The organism is Massilia sp. H6, from assembly GCF_024802625.1.
In the GTDB taxonomy this organism is placed as follows: Bacteria; Pseudomonadota; Gammaproteobacteria; order Burkholderiales; family Burkholderiaceae_D; genus Telluria.
This window is the reverse complement of record NZ_CP103371.1, coordinates 3779935-3792511: the sequence shown is the minus strand read 5'-3', so window position 1 is coordinate 3792511 and position 12577 is coordinate 3779935. Positions and strand designations below refer to the sequence as shown.

Annotated in this window: 11 protein-coding genes; 6 read left to right on the top strand and 5 right to left on the bottom strand. The window is 63.0% G+C overall.

What is annotated here, in order from left to right:
* Positions 1-383: 383 nt before the first annotated feature.
* Positions 384-782, top strand: coding sequence for a hypothetical protein (locus NRS07_RS16960; protein WP_259209057.1), 399 nt, complete (start codon positions 384-386; stop codon positions 780-782).
* Positions 783-957: 175 nt separating this feature from the next.
* Here the strand turns inward: NRS07_RS16960 and NRS07_RS16955 are convergent, their stop codons facing one another.
* The 3 genes from NRS07_RS16955 to NRS07_RS16945 all read right to left on the bottom strand — a co-directional run bounded on the left by NRS07_RS16955 (position 958) and on the right by NRS07_RS16945 (position 2517).
* A complete protein-coding gene (locus NRS07_RS16955) occupies positions 958-1812 on the bottom strand; it encodes an HDOD domain-containing protein (protein WP_259209055.1) in 855 nt (284 codons plus the stop codon).
* Positions 1809-2138: a hypothetical protein gene (locus tag NRS07_RS16950; RefSeq protein WP_259209053.1), complete on the bottom strand. Its 330-nt coding sequence runs from the start codon at positions 2136-2138 to the stop codon at positions 1809-1811. Before NRS07_RS16950 ends, NRS07_RS16955 begins: the two co-directional genes overlap by 4 nt.
* Before the next feature lie 109 nt (positions 2139-2247).
* Positions 2248-2517, bottom strand: a complete 270-nt coding sequence (locus NRS07_RS16945; RefSeq protein ID WP_259209051.1) for a hypothetical protein — start codon at positions 2515-2517, stop codon at positions 2248-2250.
* A gap of 578 nt (positions 2518-3095) precedes the next feature.
* Between NRS07_RS16945 and NRS07_RS16940 the strand changes: the two genes are divergently transcribed.
* Positions 3096-5060, top strand: coding sequence for an AAA family ATPase (locus tag NRS07_RS16940; RefSeq protein WP_259209050.1), 1965 nt, complete (start codon positions 3096-3098; stop codon positions 5058-5060).
* A 112-nt stretch (positions 5061-5172) separates the two neighbouring features.
* Here NRS07_RS16940 and ybaL read toward each other — a convergent pair whose 3' ends face one another.
* Both ybaL and NRS07_RS16930 read right to left on the bottom strand, forming a co-directional pair.
* Positions 5173-6867: a YbaL family putative K(+) efflux transporter gene (gene ybaL, locus NRS07_RS16935; RefSeq protein WP_259209048.1), complete on the bottom strand. Its 1695-nt coding sequence runs from the start codon at positions 6865-6867 to the stop codon at positions 5173-5175.
* Positions 6868-6968: 101 nt separating this feature from the next.
* Entirely contained in the window at positions 6969-7604 is a 636-nt protein-coding gene (locus NRS07_RS16930) for a TetR/AcrR family transcriptional regulator (RefSeq protein ID WP_259209044.1), read from the bottom strand.
* Positions 7605-7703: 99 nt separating this feature from the next.
* Between NRS07_RS16930 and NRS07_RS16925 the strand changes: the two genes are divergently transcribed.
* From NRS07_RS16925 to NRS07_RS16910, 4 genes are read left to right on the top strand one after another with little or no spacing between them, the layout of a single operon-like run.
* Positions 7704-8885 (top strand): lipid-transfer protein, encoded by a 1182-nt coding sequence (locus tag NRS07_RS16925; RefSeq protein WP_259209042.1) that lies wholly within the window; start codon positions 7704-7706, stop codon positions 8883-8885.
* Positions 8886-8895: 10 nt separating this feature from the next.
* Positions 8896-10050: an acyl-CoA dehydrogenase family protein gene (locus NRS07_RS16920; protein WP_259209040.1), complete on the top strand. Its 1155-nt coding sequence runs from the start codon at positions 8896-8898 to the stop codon at positions 10048-10050.
* Positions 10051-10066: 16 nt separating this feature from the next.
* On the top strand, positions 10067-11233 hold the full coding sequence (locus NRS07_RS16915) for a CaiB/BaiF CoA-transferase family protein (protein ID WP_259209038.1): 1167 nt from the start codon (positions 10067-10069) through the stop codon (positions 11231-11233).
* A 46-nt stretch (positions 11234-11279) separates the two neighbouring features.
* Entirely contained in the window at positions 11280-12548 is a 1269-nt protein-coding gene (locus NRS07_RS16910) for a DUF445 domain-containing protein (protein ID WP_259209036.1), read from the top strand.
* Positions 12549-12577 lie beyond the last annotated feature (29 nt).

The window sequence follows — 12577 nt, the reverse complement described above, 5'->3', positions numbered from 1 at the left end:
TTCCTTATGTAAATCAATGAGTTCGGTCAAACTTCTGGTAAGAAAATTTATTGCAGAAATCTCTTGCGTGCGCCACAAATTATCCCCATGTGCTGAAATGCCTATGTGACAAGCTTTCCGCACGATAGCTTGATTTGAGACAATGAGTCACATGCGCAGCTCGGATGTACTGAGAGCGTATGGGCCTGATAATTTGTTCGAAAGACAAGTGCGCATGTGGAGAGGATAGGCGGGGGCATGCGATCCGGTACGTTTCTTAAGGGGATCTTCAGGTTCAACCTGTTAAATCACTGCAAGGTAGTCCGGGAACTGATGTTAAAGAAATCTAGCTTTAACAAAAGTTCGTTACAGAACTAATTCAACCAACTAAAGAGGTAAATATCATGGCACAACAGCACCATGCTTTGTCTTCGCAAGAAAGCTACAACCCGAACCACTTGCTGGACATCTTGCTCGGCAAAATGCAACTGAAAAACGATGCTGCGCTGTCGCGCATGCTCGAAGTTGCGCCGCCAGTCATCAGTAAAATCCGCCACCACCGCCTGCCGGTCGGTGCTTCGCTGCTGATCCGCATGCACGAAGTAACCGGCATGAGCATCCGCGACCTGCGCGACCTGATGGGCGATCGCCGTACCAAATATCGTCTGTCGGATGCCCAGGGCCGTCCGAAGCCAGAAGAAAAGGCAGCACAGGCCGCCGCAGCCGCAGCAGCCCAGCAGCAGCAACCGCAACAAACCAGCGAAACGACTCCGTCTTCTTCTTCCGGCAACTATGCTCACTGATGCCGCGGGCATGACAGCTGCGACTGTCATGCCTACGGGGCCAGCGAGCTGCGGCGCCGCGCATTGACGCAGTGCCGCGCCGGTTTCCTTCCGGCGTCTGCCATCGACGCCTTTTCTTTTTTCTCCCGCCAGGTAGTCTTGTTTTGAGCGCCGGCCGCTAGTCGCGCGCGCCGTCTCAAGCCATCAATATGGCCGCCATTTCTTCGTACTGCAGCTCGGTATCGTGGAAAGCCTGCAGCCATGCTTGTTCCGTCATTCCCAATGCCGTCCAGGCCACCGCCGAGATGCGTGGCGCGAGCTCGTCCGGATTACCCGCCAGGTCCAGCGCGTGCACGACCGCGCTTGCCACATGCACGATCGTCGCCAGGAAACCGGCTCCCGGTGCTTCGGGCGAGTGATGGAAGGCGATCGCCTGGCGCATGGTGTCGGAGAAATTCCAGTGTTCAGCCAGCGCCACGCCGGCATCGACATGGTCGATGCCCAGCAGGGCACGTTCGGCCACGATGAGTTCGCAATCGTTCTTGTCGCGCAGGGCCAGGACCGCCTGGTAGCGCTCGGGAAAGCGCGCCACCAGCACTAGGCGCCCGATATCGTGCAGCAGGCCGGCAGTGAACGCGTAGTCCGGATTGAAGCGCACGCGCCGCGCCAGCACCCGCGCGCAGGCGGCAGTAGCGATGGAATGGCGCCAGAATGCCTTGTCGTTGAACCCTACACAACGGCCCTCAGGAAAACACCCGGTCAGCGCGGCCGCCGTGATCAGATTGCGCGTGGTCTGGAAGCCCAGGAAGGTCATCGCCTGCTGGATGGTGGTGGCTTTGACCTGCAGCCCAAAGGCCGAAGAATTGGCCAGGCGCAGTGTCTTGGCCGTCAGCGCGGGATCGTTGGCTACTTTCTTGGCCAGCAAGGCAATGTCGATGTCTTCCTGGTCGATGCTGCCCAGGAGCTCCATTACTACCGCCGGCAGCGAAGGCAGGTCGTCCACGTTGCCGATCAGTTCGTCGAGACTGATGTCGCCCGCGGGTGTGTTCACGGCGCCACCTCGCGCTTGAGGCGGAAATCCTCGATGTAGGCGCGCAGCAAGCCAGTCGCCCAGTCGTCGTGGTCGTCGCGCTCGTGGTGGCGGAAAAGATGGTCGAGGCGTTGCTGGACCATGGCGCCCGTTGGCGACGCCAGCGGGACGGCGCGCGCCACCGGCACGGCGCTGACACCGTGGCGCACCAGCGAAGCGATGGTCGCCTCGCTCAGGATCGCGCCCTGGGCCAGGAGGACCTGGCCCTGCCCGTCGAGCAAGACGTCGGCAAGTGCCATGCCGGGGAACAGATGCGCAATTGGCACCAGTTCATAGGTATCGCTCATTTTCCCTCCTGTTAATCGCCTGACGATCTTATCACCCGGCATGCGTGACGGGTCATCCGGCCAGCGAGACTGTCGCGTTCCGGCTGCAGTGCGATTGGATTGCTGCAGACTATTTGAACTTTTCGCTGCGGTCGCGGCGGGCCTTGACGCCGATGAGTATCAGGCCCAGCAGCATCATGGCGAAGACTTCCGGCTCGGGCAATTCGGACAGGTGCGTCGGGGGCGTGACGATGTCCTGGCGCGGGGTGACGGACAGGTTGGGTAGCGGCTGCCGGGGCGGCGCGGCCGTGGCGATGTGGGCGGAAATGTCGATCACGGCCGCTTGCGCGGCACCGCTCAGAGATATTGCGAGCGCGGCTGCCAATGTGAATCTTTTCATGACCATTCCTTCTTGCACATGCTTGCAGGCGGCCTGTGCGGCCCAATATACTCGAGATAAAAAGCGCGTTGATATCAAGGGCGTGTTACTAAATCAGCATACCAAATTCATAAAAATCGCGCGCTCAATTGAGGTGTTGATTTGCGTGAAGAAGTGTTCAAGATGCAGGTAGATCGACACTGTTGAGCTTAAACAAGCTGCTGCGGGGTGTCGCTAATTTGCCTCACAACATTACTGTTATTATCGCAATCAATTGTTTGGTTTGTAATGGCATTTAAACAAAGTATGGTCGGAATTTTAGGGTTTCGATCATATTCGCTGCCAGCTTTGCAATACTTTCTATTAACGCTGTTTCTATAATCGTCGAATTCATGGTTTTTTTCGACGCACGGTATACACCGCAGTTTTTTTTACAGGTATAGTCGTCATATCCCATTGCCTACGGGCATCAAAAAAATACCAAACGCACATGTTTGGACCAAGCGGCCGCTTTGCGCCGCAGCCGATCCCGCGATATTACGCCGGCCGGCACCCAGGACACTTGTCGCTGCCCGACCTAACTTTGTAAGAGATCAACGATGCCGAATTTCGCCCAATTACAAGTTGCCTTCAAGACTGCGTTCAAGAGCATGAGCGCGCGCATTGCCCTGGCGGCGCTGCTTGGCATGCTCGCGGCCATCGCCATCTGGAAATCGACTGTGCCGCAGAACCCGATTCCAGTCGTGCACTCGCAAAACATTGCCGAGATTACCGATCTGGCTGCGAAGAAAGCGCGCCTGGAATACCTGCTGATCGCCAAGCCATTGTCGGAGTCGCCGCGCTACATCTACAAGTTCAAGGATGCGCCGTCGCTGCACGTGGTCAAGGTGCCGAGCACGTCGCACCTGTCGCTCGAGCGTGAAGTATTGCTCAAGAACGCGATTCCATATTCGATCGCGAAGGCCGACTTCCTGGCCAGCCACGAAGCGGTGATGGACGAGGGCGAAACCGCGCTTGAAAAGACGGGCGGTTTCCTCAAGAGCTACGGACTGGCCATCGCCATTGTGTTGCTGGTGCTGTACTTCCTGAAGTTTGGCGTGCCGGGCATGGGCATGAACGCCGCGGTCATCTCGCCCGACAAGCTCAAGGGCAGCATGGACGACCTGATCGGCATGGATGACATCAAGCAGGAAGTACTGCACCTGGAAGACATGATCCGCAACCGCGACGAATACCAGTCGCACAACATCGACAAGCCGTTCAACGTGATGCTGACCGGCCCGGCCGGTACCGGCAAGACCAAGCTGGTCGGCTACCTGGCCAAGCGCCTGGGCCTGCCGCTGATTTCGGCCTCGGGTTCGGCGCTGGAGTCGGGCTATGTCGGCGGCGGATCGAAGGCCTTGAACGCGCTGTACCGCAAGGCTTGCGCCCAGGGCCGGTGCATCATTTTCCTGGACGAGGCGCAGTCGCTGTTCATGCCGCGCGGGCGCAGCGAAAAGAAATGGGAAGACGACACCGCCAACACCCTGCTGGGCCTGCTCGACGGGGTCAAGAGCGACAAAGGTCAGGGCGTGATCTGGGTGGTCGCCTCGAATTTCGACGATGCCTCGACCGACATGGACGAAGCAATGCTGCGCCGCTTCTCGGTCAAGATCAATTTCCGCCTGCCGAACAAGCTCGAGCGCAAGGAATTGCTGCGCAGCTTCCTGTCGCGCAAGAAAGACGGCCTGGTCGACTGGAGCGACACCAACCTGGAGCAGGTGGCGGAGATCACCCAGAACCTGAGCCCGGCGCTGCTTGAAACCGTGGTCGAGCGTGCCAGCATGCTGTCGATCCAGGAAAAGACGATCATCAACACCAGCTTGCTGTTCCGGGCCTATGAGCGCGCCACCATCGGCCTGACCGACCGCGCCACCACGCTAGAAAAGACCAAGCAGCGCGAGCGTATCGCACTGCACGAATTGGGACACTTCTTCATGCAGATCGACCCGTGGCTGCGCCAGGGCCTGAGCCTGGCCGAAGTCAAGGAAAAGTCGCACCTGCTCAAGATCAGCACCGAAGCCGTCTCGAAGATCGGCGCGCTGGGCTATGTGCTGCAGTCGGGCGAAGACATGTCGCTGCGCACGCTCGAAGAACTCGAGCGCGACGTGATCGGCCTGTATGGCGGCGTGGCGGCCGAAGAACTGTTCTACGGCGCGCGCGGCATCTCGGTCGGCAGCCAGAACGATATCGAGAAGATCACCAGGATGCTCAATCTGATGGTGAGCCGCCTGTCGATGTATTCGCGCTCGAAGATCGACTACAGCCAATTGAAGGAAGTGGGCGGCGAGCACACGCTGCGCCTGGTGGAAGAAAAGGCCGATGAGCTCTACAGCTACACCTTGACCGCGATTCGCGACTACAAGCTGGTGATCGAGTCGCTCAAGGACACGCTGATGGAGCAATATGTGCTGTCGAAGGACGCCGTCTTTGCGCTGCTTGAAGAGCGCAGCGAAATGATCGCCTCGCAGCTGCATGGCCGGCATGCGAACCTGAAGCTGTGCGTGGAAGAAGTGGCGGCTTGAGCTTGCAGTTTTACCAGTTGTAAAAAAAATCCGCCTGGCGCACGCCGGCGGATTTTTTTACGCATGCCGGTGTGGCGGCCAAGTCACCGCCGCCCTGCGCCCGAGCCGGTACTCAGCGCGCTGCATGCGCCTGTAAGGTCGCCACCACATGGCGCGTCATGCTCGACGCCAGTTCGTCCTCGCCCACGAACACCTGCCCGCCCGTGTCCTGGCGCAGCAGGGCCGCTTCGCTTTCGTTATCGGTGCGCGCCACCGCCTGGATCGAAGGGTTGAGCATGCGCGCGATTTCGATCATGCGCTGGACGTGGAAGGTGTCTGGTGTGGTTATCACCAGCAGCGCCGCGTGCGTGATGTGGGCCTGGATCAGCACCGCCGGTTCGGCCGCATTGCCCGCGACTGCGGGAATCCCGTCGGCGCGCAGGCGTTCGACCAGCTCGCGGTTCTGCTCGGCCACCACGAAGTGCACCCCGCGCGCAGCCAGGGCGTTGGCGATGCGGTGGCCCACGCGGCCGTAACCGACCAGCACTACCTGGCCGCTAAGCTTTTCATGCGCCGTTTCCATCGGCAGCGTGGCCAGCGGGTCGTCGCGGTTTTCGAGCTTGCGTGCCAATGCCGAGCGCTCGCGCATCCAGTGCTGCAGCGGCCTGATCGCCGTAAATAGCAGCGGATTGAGCGCGATCGACATGATGGCGCCGGCCAGGATCAGGTTGTGGCCCAGTTCTGGCAGCAGCCCAAGCGACATGCCCAGCGCAGCCAGAATGAACGAAAACTCGCCGATCTGCGCCAGGCTGGCCGAAACCGTGAGCGCGGTGTTGAGCGGGTAGCGCAGCACCAGTACCAGCACGAAGGCGGCCAGCGACTTGCCCAATACGATGATGGCGACCGTTGCCAGCACTTCCAGCGGATACTCGACCACGACCATCGGATCGAACAGCATGCCCACCGACACGAAGAACAGCACCGCGAATGCGTCGCGCAGCGGCAGCGATTCTTCAGCGGCGCGGTGGCTCAGCTCCGACTCGCGCAGCACCATGCCGGCGAAAAAGGCGCCCAGTGCGAAAGACACGCCAAACAGGGCCGAAGAACCGTAGGCGATCCCGACCGCCGCGGCGATCACGGCCAGCGTGAACAGCTCGCGCGAGCCGGTCTTGGCGACGCGCCACAGGAACCACGGAAAGATCTTGCGGCCGATGACCAGCATGAAGGCCACGAAGCCGCCCACCTGCAGCAGGGTCATGCCCAGCGCCGGCCACAGCTCGGTGCCGGCATCGCCCTTGCCGCCCAGCGCCGGGCTCAGCGCCGGCAGCATCACCAGCACCAGCACCATCACCAGGTCCTCGACCACCAGCCAGCCCACCGCGATGCGTCCGTTCATCGAATCGAACTCCCCGCGCGACTCGAGCGCGCGCAGCAGCACCACCGTGCTGGCCACCGACAGCGCCAGCCCGAACACCAGACCCGCGCCCAAGCCCCATCCGAGCAAGTGCGCCATGCCGATGCCCATCGCCGTCGCCACCCCGATCTGCAGCAGCGCGCCGGGCAGGGCGATGCCCTTGACCTCGAGCAGGTCGCGCATCGAGAAGTGCAGGCCGACGCCGAACATCAATAGCATCACCCCGATCTCGGCCAGTTGCGACGCCAGTGCCACGTCGGCCACGAAACCCGGCGTGGCCGGACCGATCAGGACGCCGGCGGCAAGGTAGCCGACCAGCGCCGGCAGTTTCAGGCGAACCGCGAGCATGCCGAACAACAGGCCGAAACCCAGGGCGGCAGCGATGGTGGTGATCAGGCTCAGGTCATGGTCCATCCGTTGGGCCCCGGTAGCAAGTTGATTAACCCCCAGAGTATAAACGACGGATCGGCCCTGACTCCGAATTATGTGCGGCTAATCACCGGTTTCGCGCCAGTTCACTGCACGGTAGCCAGCGTTAGCAGCACTTTGCGCACCGATGCGCGCACCGACGCGAATTGTTCGGGGCGCGCATGGCGGTCGAGGCGAAACAGCATCAGCCCCTCGACCTGCGCCACCATCAGCACCGCGCGCGCCATGTAGTCGTCGTCATCGATGGCCGGATTCAGGCCCCGGATCAAACCGTAGATCGCCTTGCGCTCGCGCCCCATCATCTTGCCCATCAGGTCGGATGCAAACGGATGGCGCGAAGCTAAAGCCCAGATCTCGAAGAAGATCGCATGGGTCACCGGGTCGGTGATCTCGTCGAGGAACATGTCGATGGTGCTCAGAAAGCGCTCGACTTGGGGCCGGCCCGCCATCGCCACCGCAATCCGGTCCATCTTGGCCTGGAACTCGTCCATCGTGTACAGCAGCAGCGCTTCGAGCAGCCGTTCCTTGCTGGCGTAATAGTGCTGGACGTTGGACAGGCTCATGCCGGCATCAGCGGCCACGCGCCGCATCGACAGTCCGGCATAGCCTTCTCGTGCGAGCAGGCTGCGCGCGGCCAGCACGATCTCGTGCGCGCGGCCGCGTCCCTTTTCGGTCGTGATCGAGGACTTGCGGCGCAATGCGGGGTCGGAATCGAGCGTCATGGCGAGATTATCGCAGAAGCCTACATAAAATAGGTCGCCTGACCTATAATCAAGGAATAATCATTGGCCGCAAGGGCCACGCCAGCACAGGAGACAGGCATGAACAAGGTTTATGTAAGCGGCGTCGGGATGATCCCGTTCGCCAAGCCGGGCGCCAGCAGCCCGTATCACGAGATGGGCGCGCAGGCGGCCAGGGCGGCGCTGCAAGATGCTGGCGTGGCTTACGACCTGGTCGAACAGGCCTATGCCGGCTACGTCTATGGCGACTCCACCAGCGGCCAGAAGGCCTTGTATGCGGTCGGCATGACCGGCATCCCGATCGTCAACGTCAACAACAACTGCTCGACCGGATCGACCGCGCTGTTTTTAGGGCGCCAGGCCATCGCCAGCGGCGCCGCCGAATGCGTGCTGGTGCTCGGCTTCGAGCAGATGAATCCCGGCGCGCTCGGCTCGGTCTTTACCGACCGCCCGACCCCGTTCGACGACTTCGATGCCGTCACCGACCGCCTGGTCGGCATGCCCGAGATTCCGTTGGCGCTGCGTTATTTCGGCGGCGCCGGACTGGCGCACATGAACAAGTACGGCACGCCGCTGGCGGCCTTTGCCCGCATCCGCGCCAAGGCCAGCCGCCACGCCGTGAACAATCCGCTGGCGTTGTTGCGCAAGGAACTGAGCATGCAGGACGTGCTCGACGCGCCCGAAATCTGGCCCGGCGTCATGACCCGCCTGATGGCCTGTCCGCCGACGTGCGGCGCGGCTGCGGCGCTACTGGTGTCGGAAGGCTTCGCCAAGCGCCATGGCCTGCGTCTGGATGTGCACATCGCCGCCCAGGCCATGACAACCGACCGTCCCGAGACGTTCGACTCCGGCGACATGATGCGCCTGGTCGGCTACGACATGAGCCGCGCCGCCGCCCAGAAAGTCTACGAGCAGTCTGGCATCGGCCCGGAAGACCTCGACCTGGTCGAGCTGCACGACTGCTTCGCCCATAACGAACTGATTACCTACGAAGCACTGGGCCTGTGCCCCGAAGGCGGCGCCGACAAGTTCATCCTGGAGGGCGACAACACCTATGGCGGGCAGGTGGTCACCAATCCGTCCGGCGGACTGCTGTCGAAAGGCCATCCGCTGGGCGCAACCGGCCTGGCGCAATGCTACGAATTGACCCACCAGCTGCGCGGCTCTGCAGATGCACGCCAGGTGCCGGGCGCGCGCATCGCGCTGCAGCACAACCTGGGCCTGGGCGGCGCCTGCGTCGTCACCATGTACCGCAACGATTAAGGAGAGCGGCATGGAACTGCAGATCGAATCCACCTCTCCATGGATGAACGAAGAACTGGTTTCACTGCGCGACGCGGTGCGCCGTTTCGTGGCAGGTGAAATCACGCCGCACCAGCAAGCCTGGCGCGAGCAGCAGCACGTCGACCGTGCGTTATGGACCAAGGCCGGCGAAATGGGCCTGCTGCTGGCCGACATCCCGGAGGTGTACGGCGGCGCCGGCGGCGGCTTTGCCCACATGGCGGTGGTATTCGAGGAGCTGGGCTACGCGGGCGACACCGCCTTCGGTATCCACGTCCATGCCATCGTCGCGCATTACCTGCTCAACCAGGGCACCGAAGAGCAGAAGGCGAAATACCTGCCGCGCCTGGCCAGTGGCGAGATGATCGCGGCCATCGCCATGAGCGAGCCCGGCGCCGGCTCCGACCTCAAGGGCATCCGCACCACGGCCGTGCTCGGCCCGGACGGCTACCGCGTGAACGGCTCCAAGACCTTTATCTCGAACGGTTTTCTGGCCGACCTGATCCTGGTGGTGGCCAAGACCGACCCCGCGGCCGGCTCGAAAGGGGTGTCGCTGCTGCTGCTCGAAACCCGGGACAACCCGGGCTTTCGGGTCGGACGCATTCTGGAAAAAGTCGGGCAGAAGGGCCAGGACACCTGCGAGCTGTTCTTCGACGACGCATTGGTGCCACGCGAGAACGTGCTGGGCGGGGCAGAAGGCAGGGGTTTCGCCCAGCTGATGACCGAGCTGCCCTACGAGCGCACCATCCTGGGCGTGTGCGCAGTCGCCGCGATCGAACGCGCGCTGCAGCTGACCATCGAGCACACGCGCGAACGCAGGGCCTTCGGCCAGGCGCTGATCGAGATGCAGAATACCCGCTTCGTGCTGGCCGAGATCAAGACCGAGGCGACGGTGGCGCGCATCTTCATCGACCGCTGCGTCGAAGACATGCTGCTAGGTCGCATGGACACGGTGCGCGCCTCGATGGCCAAGTACTGGCTCTCGGACCTGCAGTGCAAGGTCGTGGACCAGTGCGTGCAGCTGTTCGGCGGCTATGGCTACATGCTGGAATATCCGATCGCCCAGATGTACGTCGACGCGCGGGTGCAGCGAATCTACGGCGGCGCCAACGAGATCATGAAAGAGATCATCGCGCGTTCGCTGTGATGGCCAGGAGATTGCAATGACAGGACCATTGGCCGCTGGACCTTTGGCGGGCTTGCGGGTCGTCGAGATCGTGGGTATCGGCCCGTGCCCGTTCGCCGCGATGATGCTGGCCGATATGGGGGCCGAGGTGATCCGCATCGACCGCAAGCCCCGGGCAGGGGAGGACAACCCCTATCCGGTGCTCGGCACGCGCCACGACGTCATGGCGCGCGGGCGCCGCTCGCTGGCGCTCGACTTGAAAAAAGCGGCCGGTCGGGTCACCTTGCTGCAGCTGCTGGCGCGGGCCGACGTGCTGCTCGAAGGCTTCCGGCCCGGCGTCATGGAGCGCCTGGGGCTGGGCCCCGAGGCCTGCCTGGAGCGCAACCCGAAGCTGGTGTACGGCCGCGTCACGGGCTGGGGCCAGGACGGGCCGCTGGCGCAGGCCGCCGGGCACGACCTGAATTATGTCGCGCTCTCGGGCATGCTGCATGCCATGGGCCGTGCCGATGGCCCGCCGGCGCCGCCGCTCAATCTGGTCGGCGACTTCGGTGGCGGCGCCATGATGCTGGCCTTTGGCGTGGTCTGCGCGGTGCTGGAAGCGCGCAGCTCCGGCAAGGGGCAGGTGGTCGACGCCGCCATGACCGACGGGTCGGCCCTGCTCGGCGCCATGATGTACGGCCTGCGCGGCGCCGGCAGCTGGAGCGACACGCGCCAGGCCAACCTGCTCGATGGCGGCGCGCCGTTTTATGACACCTACGCCTGCCAGGATGGCAAGTTCATCTCGATCGGCGCGATCGAGCCGCAGTTCTATGCCCAGCTCCTGCTGCTGCTCGAGGCGGACGATCCGGTGTTCGTCAAGCGCTGGAACAAGGCGCACTGGCCCGACCTGAAGGCGAAGTTCGCCGCGCTGTTCGCTACGCGCTCGCGCCAGGCCTGGTGCCAGCTGCTGGAAGGCACCGACGTGTGCTTCGCGCCGGTGCTGGACATGGGCGAAGCGCCGCACCACCCGCACAATGCCGCGCGCCGCACCTTTGTCGAGATCGACGGCGTTACCCAGCCGGCGCCGGCGCCGCGCTTTTCGCGCACCGCGCCGGCCACCCCGGCCGCGCCATCGAGTCCGGGCCAGGATACCGACGCCATCCTGGCCGGCTGGGGCTTTACCGCAGAGTCAATCGAAGCGCTCAAGGCCGCCGAAGTCATATAGCATTGGCAGGACGAGCACCTGTCCACCCTATGCAACCCAGGAGTCCATGACCAAAGCCGCCGAACTGCGCAGCGCCAAACAGCTCGCCCTCGCATTCTTCGTGGGTGCGGCGGCGCTGTTCGTGCTGACGCTGTTCCTGCCGCAGAACTGGTGGACCGGCCTGCTGCGCGCCTTTTCCGAAGCGGCCATGGTCGGCGCCCTGGCCGACTGGTTCGCCGTGGTCGCGCTGTTCAGGCGCGTGCCGATTCCGATCGTCTCGCGCCATACCGAGATCATCCCCAAGAACAAGGAACGCATCGCCGACAACCTGGCCCTGTTCGTGCACGAGAAATTCCTCGACACCGAATCGATCATCGCCCTGATCCGGCGCCACGACCCGGTGCAGAAGGTCGCCGAATGGCTGGTCAAGCCGGCCAATACCGAGCTGCTGGGGCAGCAAATGGTGCGGGTGGGCGCGTTCATGCTCGACTTCATCGAAGACGCCGCGGTGCAGGGCTTCATCCGGCGCGCGGTGCACGCGATGGTGGGAAGCGTCGACCTGTCCAAATCGGCCGGCACCATCCTGGAAAGCCTGACCCGCGACGGACGCCACCAGGAGTTGCTCAACGAAGGCATCAGCCAGCTCGCGCACCTGCTCGACAATGCCGAGACCCAGGCCACGATCTCGCAGGGCATCGTCGAGTGGCTCAAGGAAGACTATGCGTTCATCGAGCGCATGCTGCCCTCGGAACTGATCGGGCGCAAGGGCGCCGACCTCGCGGTGCGCCTGGCCGCCGGCATTCTCAACAAGGTGGCGGCCGATCCGCAGCACCCGCTGCGCGCGCGCTTCGACGTCTTCACCCAGGAGTTCATCGAGCGGCTCAAGCTCGATCCTTCGTTCGCCGGCAAGGCCGACGAGATCAAGGCCTACCTGCTGGGCGACGAGACCCTCAACGGCTATCTGGCCTCGCTCTGGGACGAGCTCAAGGACTGGCTCAAGAAAGACCTGCACAGCGAGCACTCGAGCCTGCGCCAGCGCGTGATCGCCACCGGCGCCTGGCTCGGCCGGGTGCTGGCCGACGACCCGCAGCTGCGCAAGTCGCTGCAAGAGAGCCTGGAAGCCGCCGCGCGCGGCATGGCGCCCGAGCTGGCGGGCTACCTGACCCGCCATATTGCCGACACCGTCAAGCAGTGGGACGATCGCGAAATGTCGGAGCAGATCGAACTCAATATCGGCAAGGACCTGCAATACATCCGCATCAACGGCACCATCGTTGGCGGCCTGATCGGCGTCACGCTCTACCTGCTGTCGCAACTGCCTGCGCTGATGCAGTAGGCTCGAGCTAGCGCACCCCACAGGAGAAG

Excerpts from the sequence above, each read along its gene's own strand:
- NRS07_RS16910 (WP_259209036.1), top strand. The coding sequence starts at position 11,280 with ATGACCAAAGCCGCCGAACTGCGCAGCGCCAAACAGCTCGCCCTCGCA.
- NRS07_RS16960 (WP_259209057.1), top strand. The coding sequence starts at position 384 with ATGGCACAACAGCACCATGCTTTGTCTTCGCAAGAAAGCTACAACCCG.
- NRS07_RS16920 (WP_259209040.1), top strand. The coding sequence starts at position 8,896 with ATGGAACTGCAGATCGAATCCACCTCTCCATGGATGAACGAAGAACTG.
- NRS07_RS16930 (WP_259209044.1), bottom strand. The coding sequence starts at position 7,604 with ATGACGCTCGATTCCGACCCCGCATTGCGCCGCAAGTCCTCGATCACG.
- NRS07_RS16940 (WP_259209050.1), top strand. The coding sequence starts at position 3,096 with ATGCCGAATTTCGCCCAATTACAAGTTGCCTTCAAGACTGCGTTCAAG.
- NRS07_RS16945 (WP_259209051.1), bottom strand. The coding sequence starts at position 2,517 with ATGAAAAGATTCACATTGGCAGCCGCGCTCGCAATATCTCTGAGCGGT.
- NRS07_RS16915 (WP_259209038.1), top strand. The coding sequence starts at position 10,067 with ATGACAGGACCATTGGCCGCTGGACCTTTGGCGGGCTTGCGGGTCGTC.
- NRS07_RS16925 (WP_259209042.1), top strand. The coding sequence starts at position 7,704 with ATGAACAAGGTTTATGTAAGCGGCGTCGGGATGATCCCGTTCGCCAAG.
- ybaL (WP_259209048.1), bottom strand. The coding sequence starts at position 6,867 with ATGGACCATGACCTGAGCCTGATCACCACCATCGCTGCCGCCCTGGGT.
- NRS07_RS16950 (WP_259209053.1), bottom strand. The coding sequence starts at position 2,138 with ATGAGCGATACCTATGAACTGGTGCCAATTGCGCATCTGTTCCCCGGC.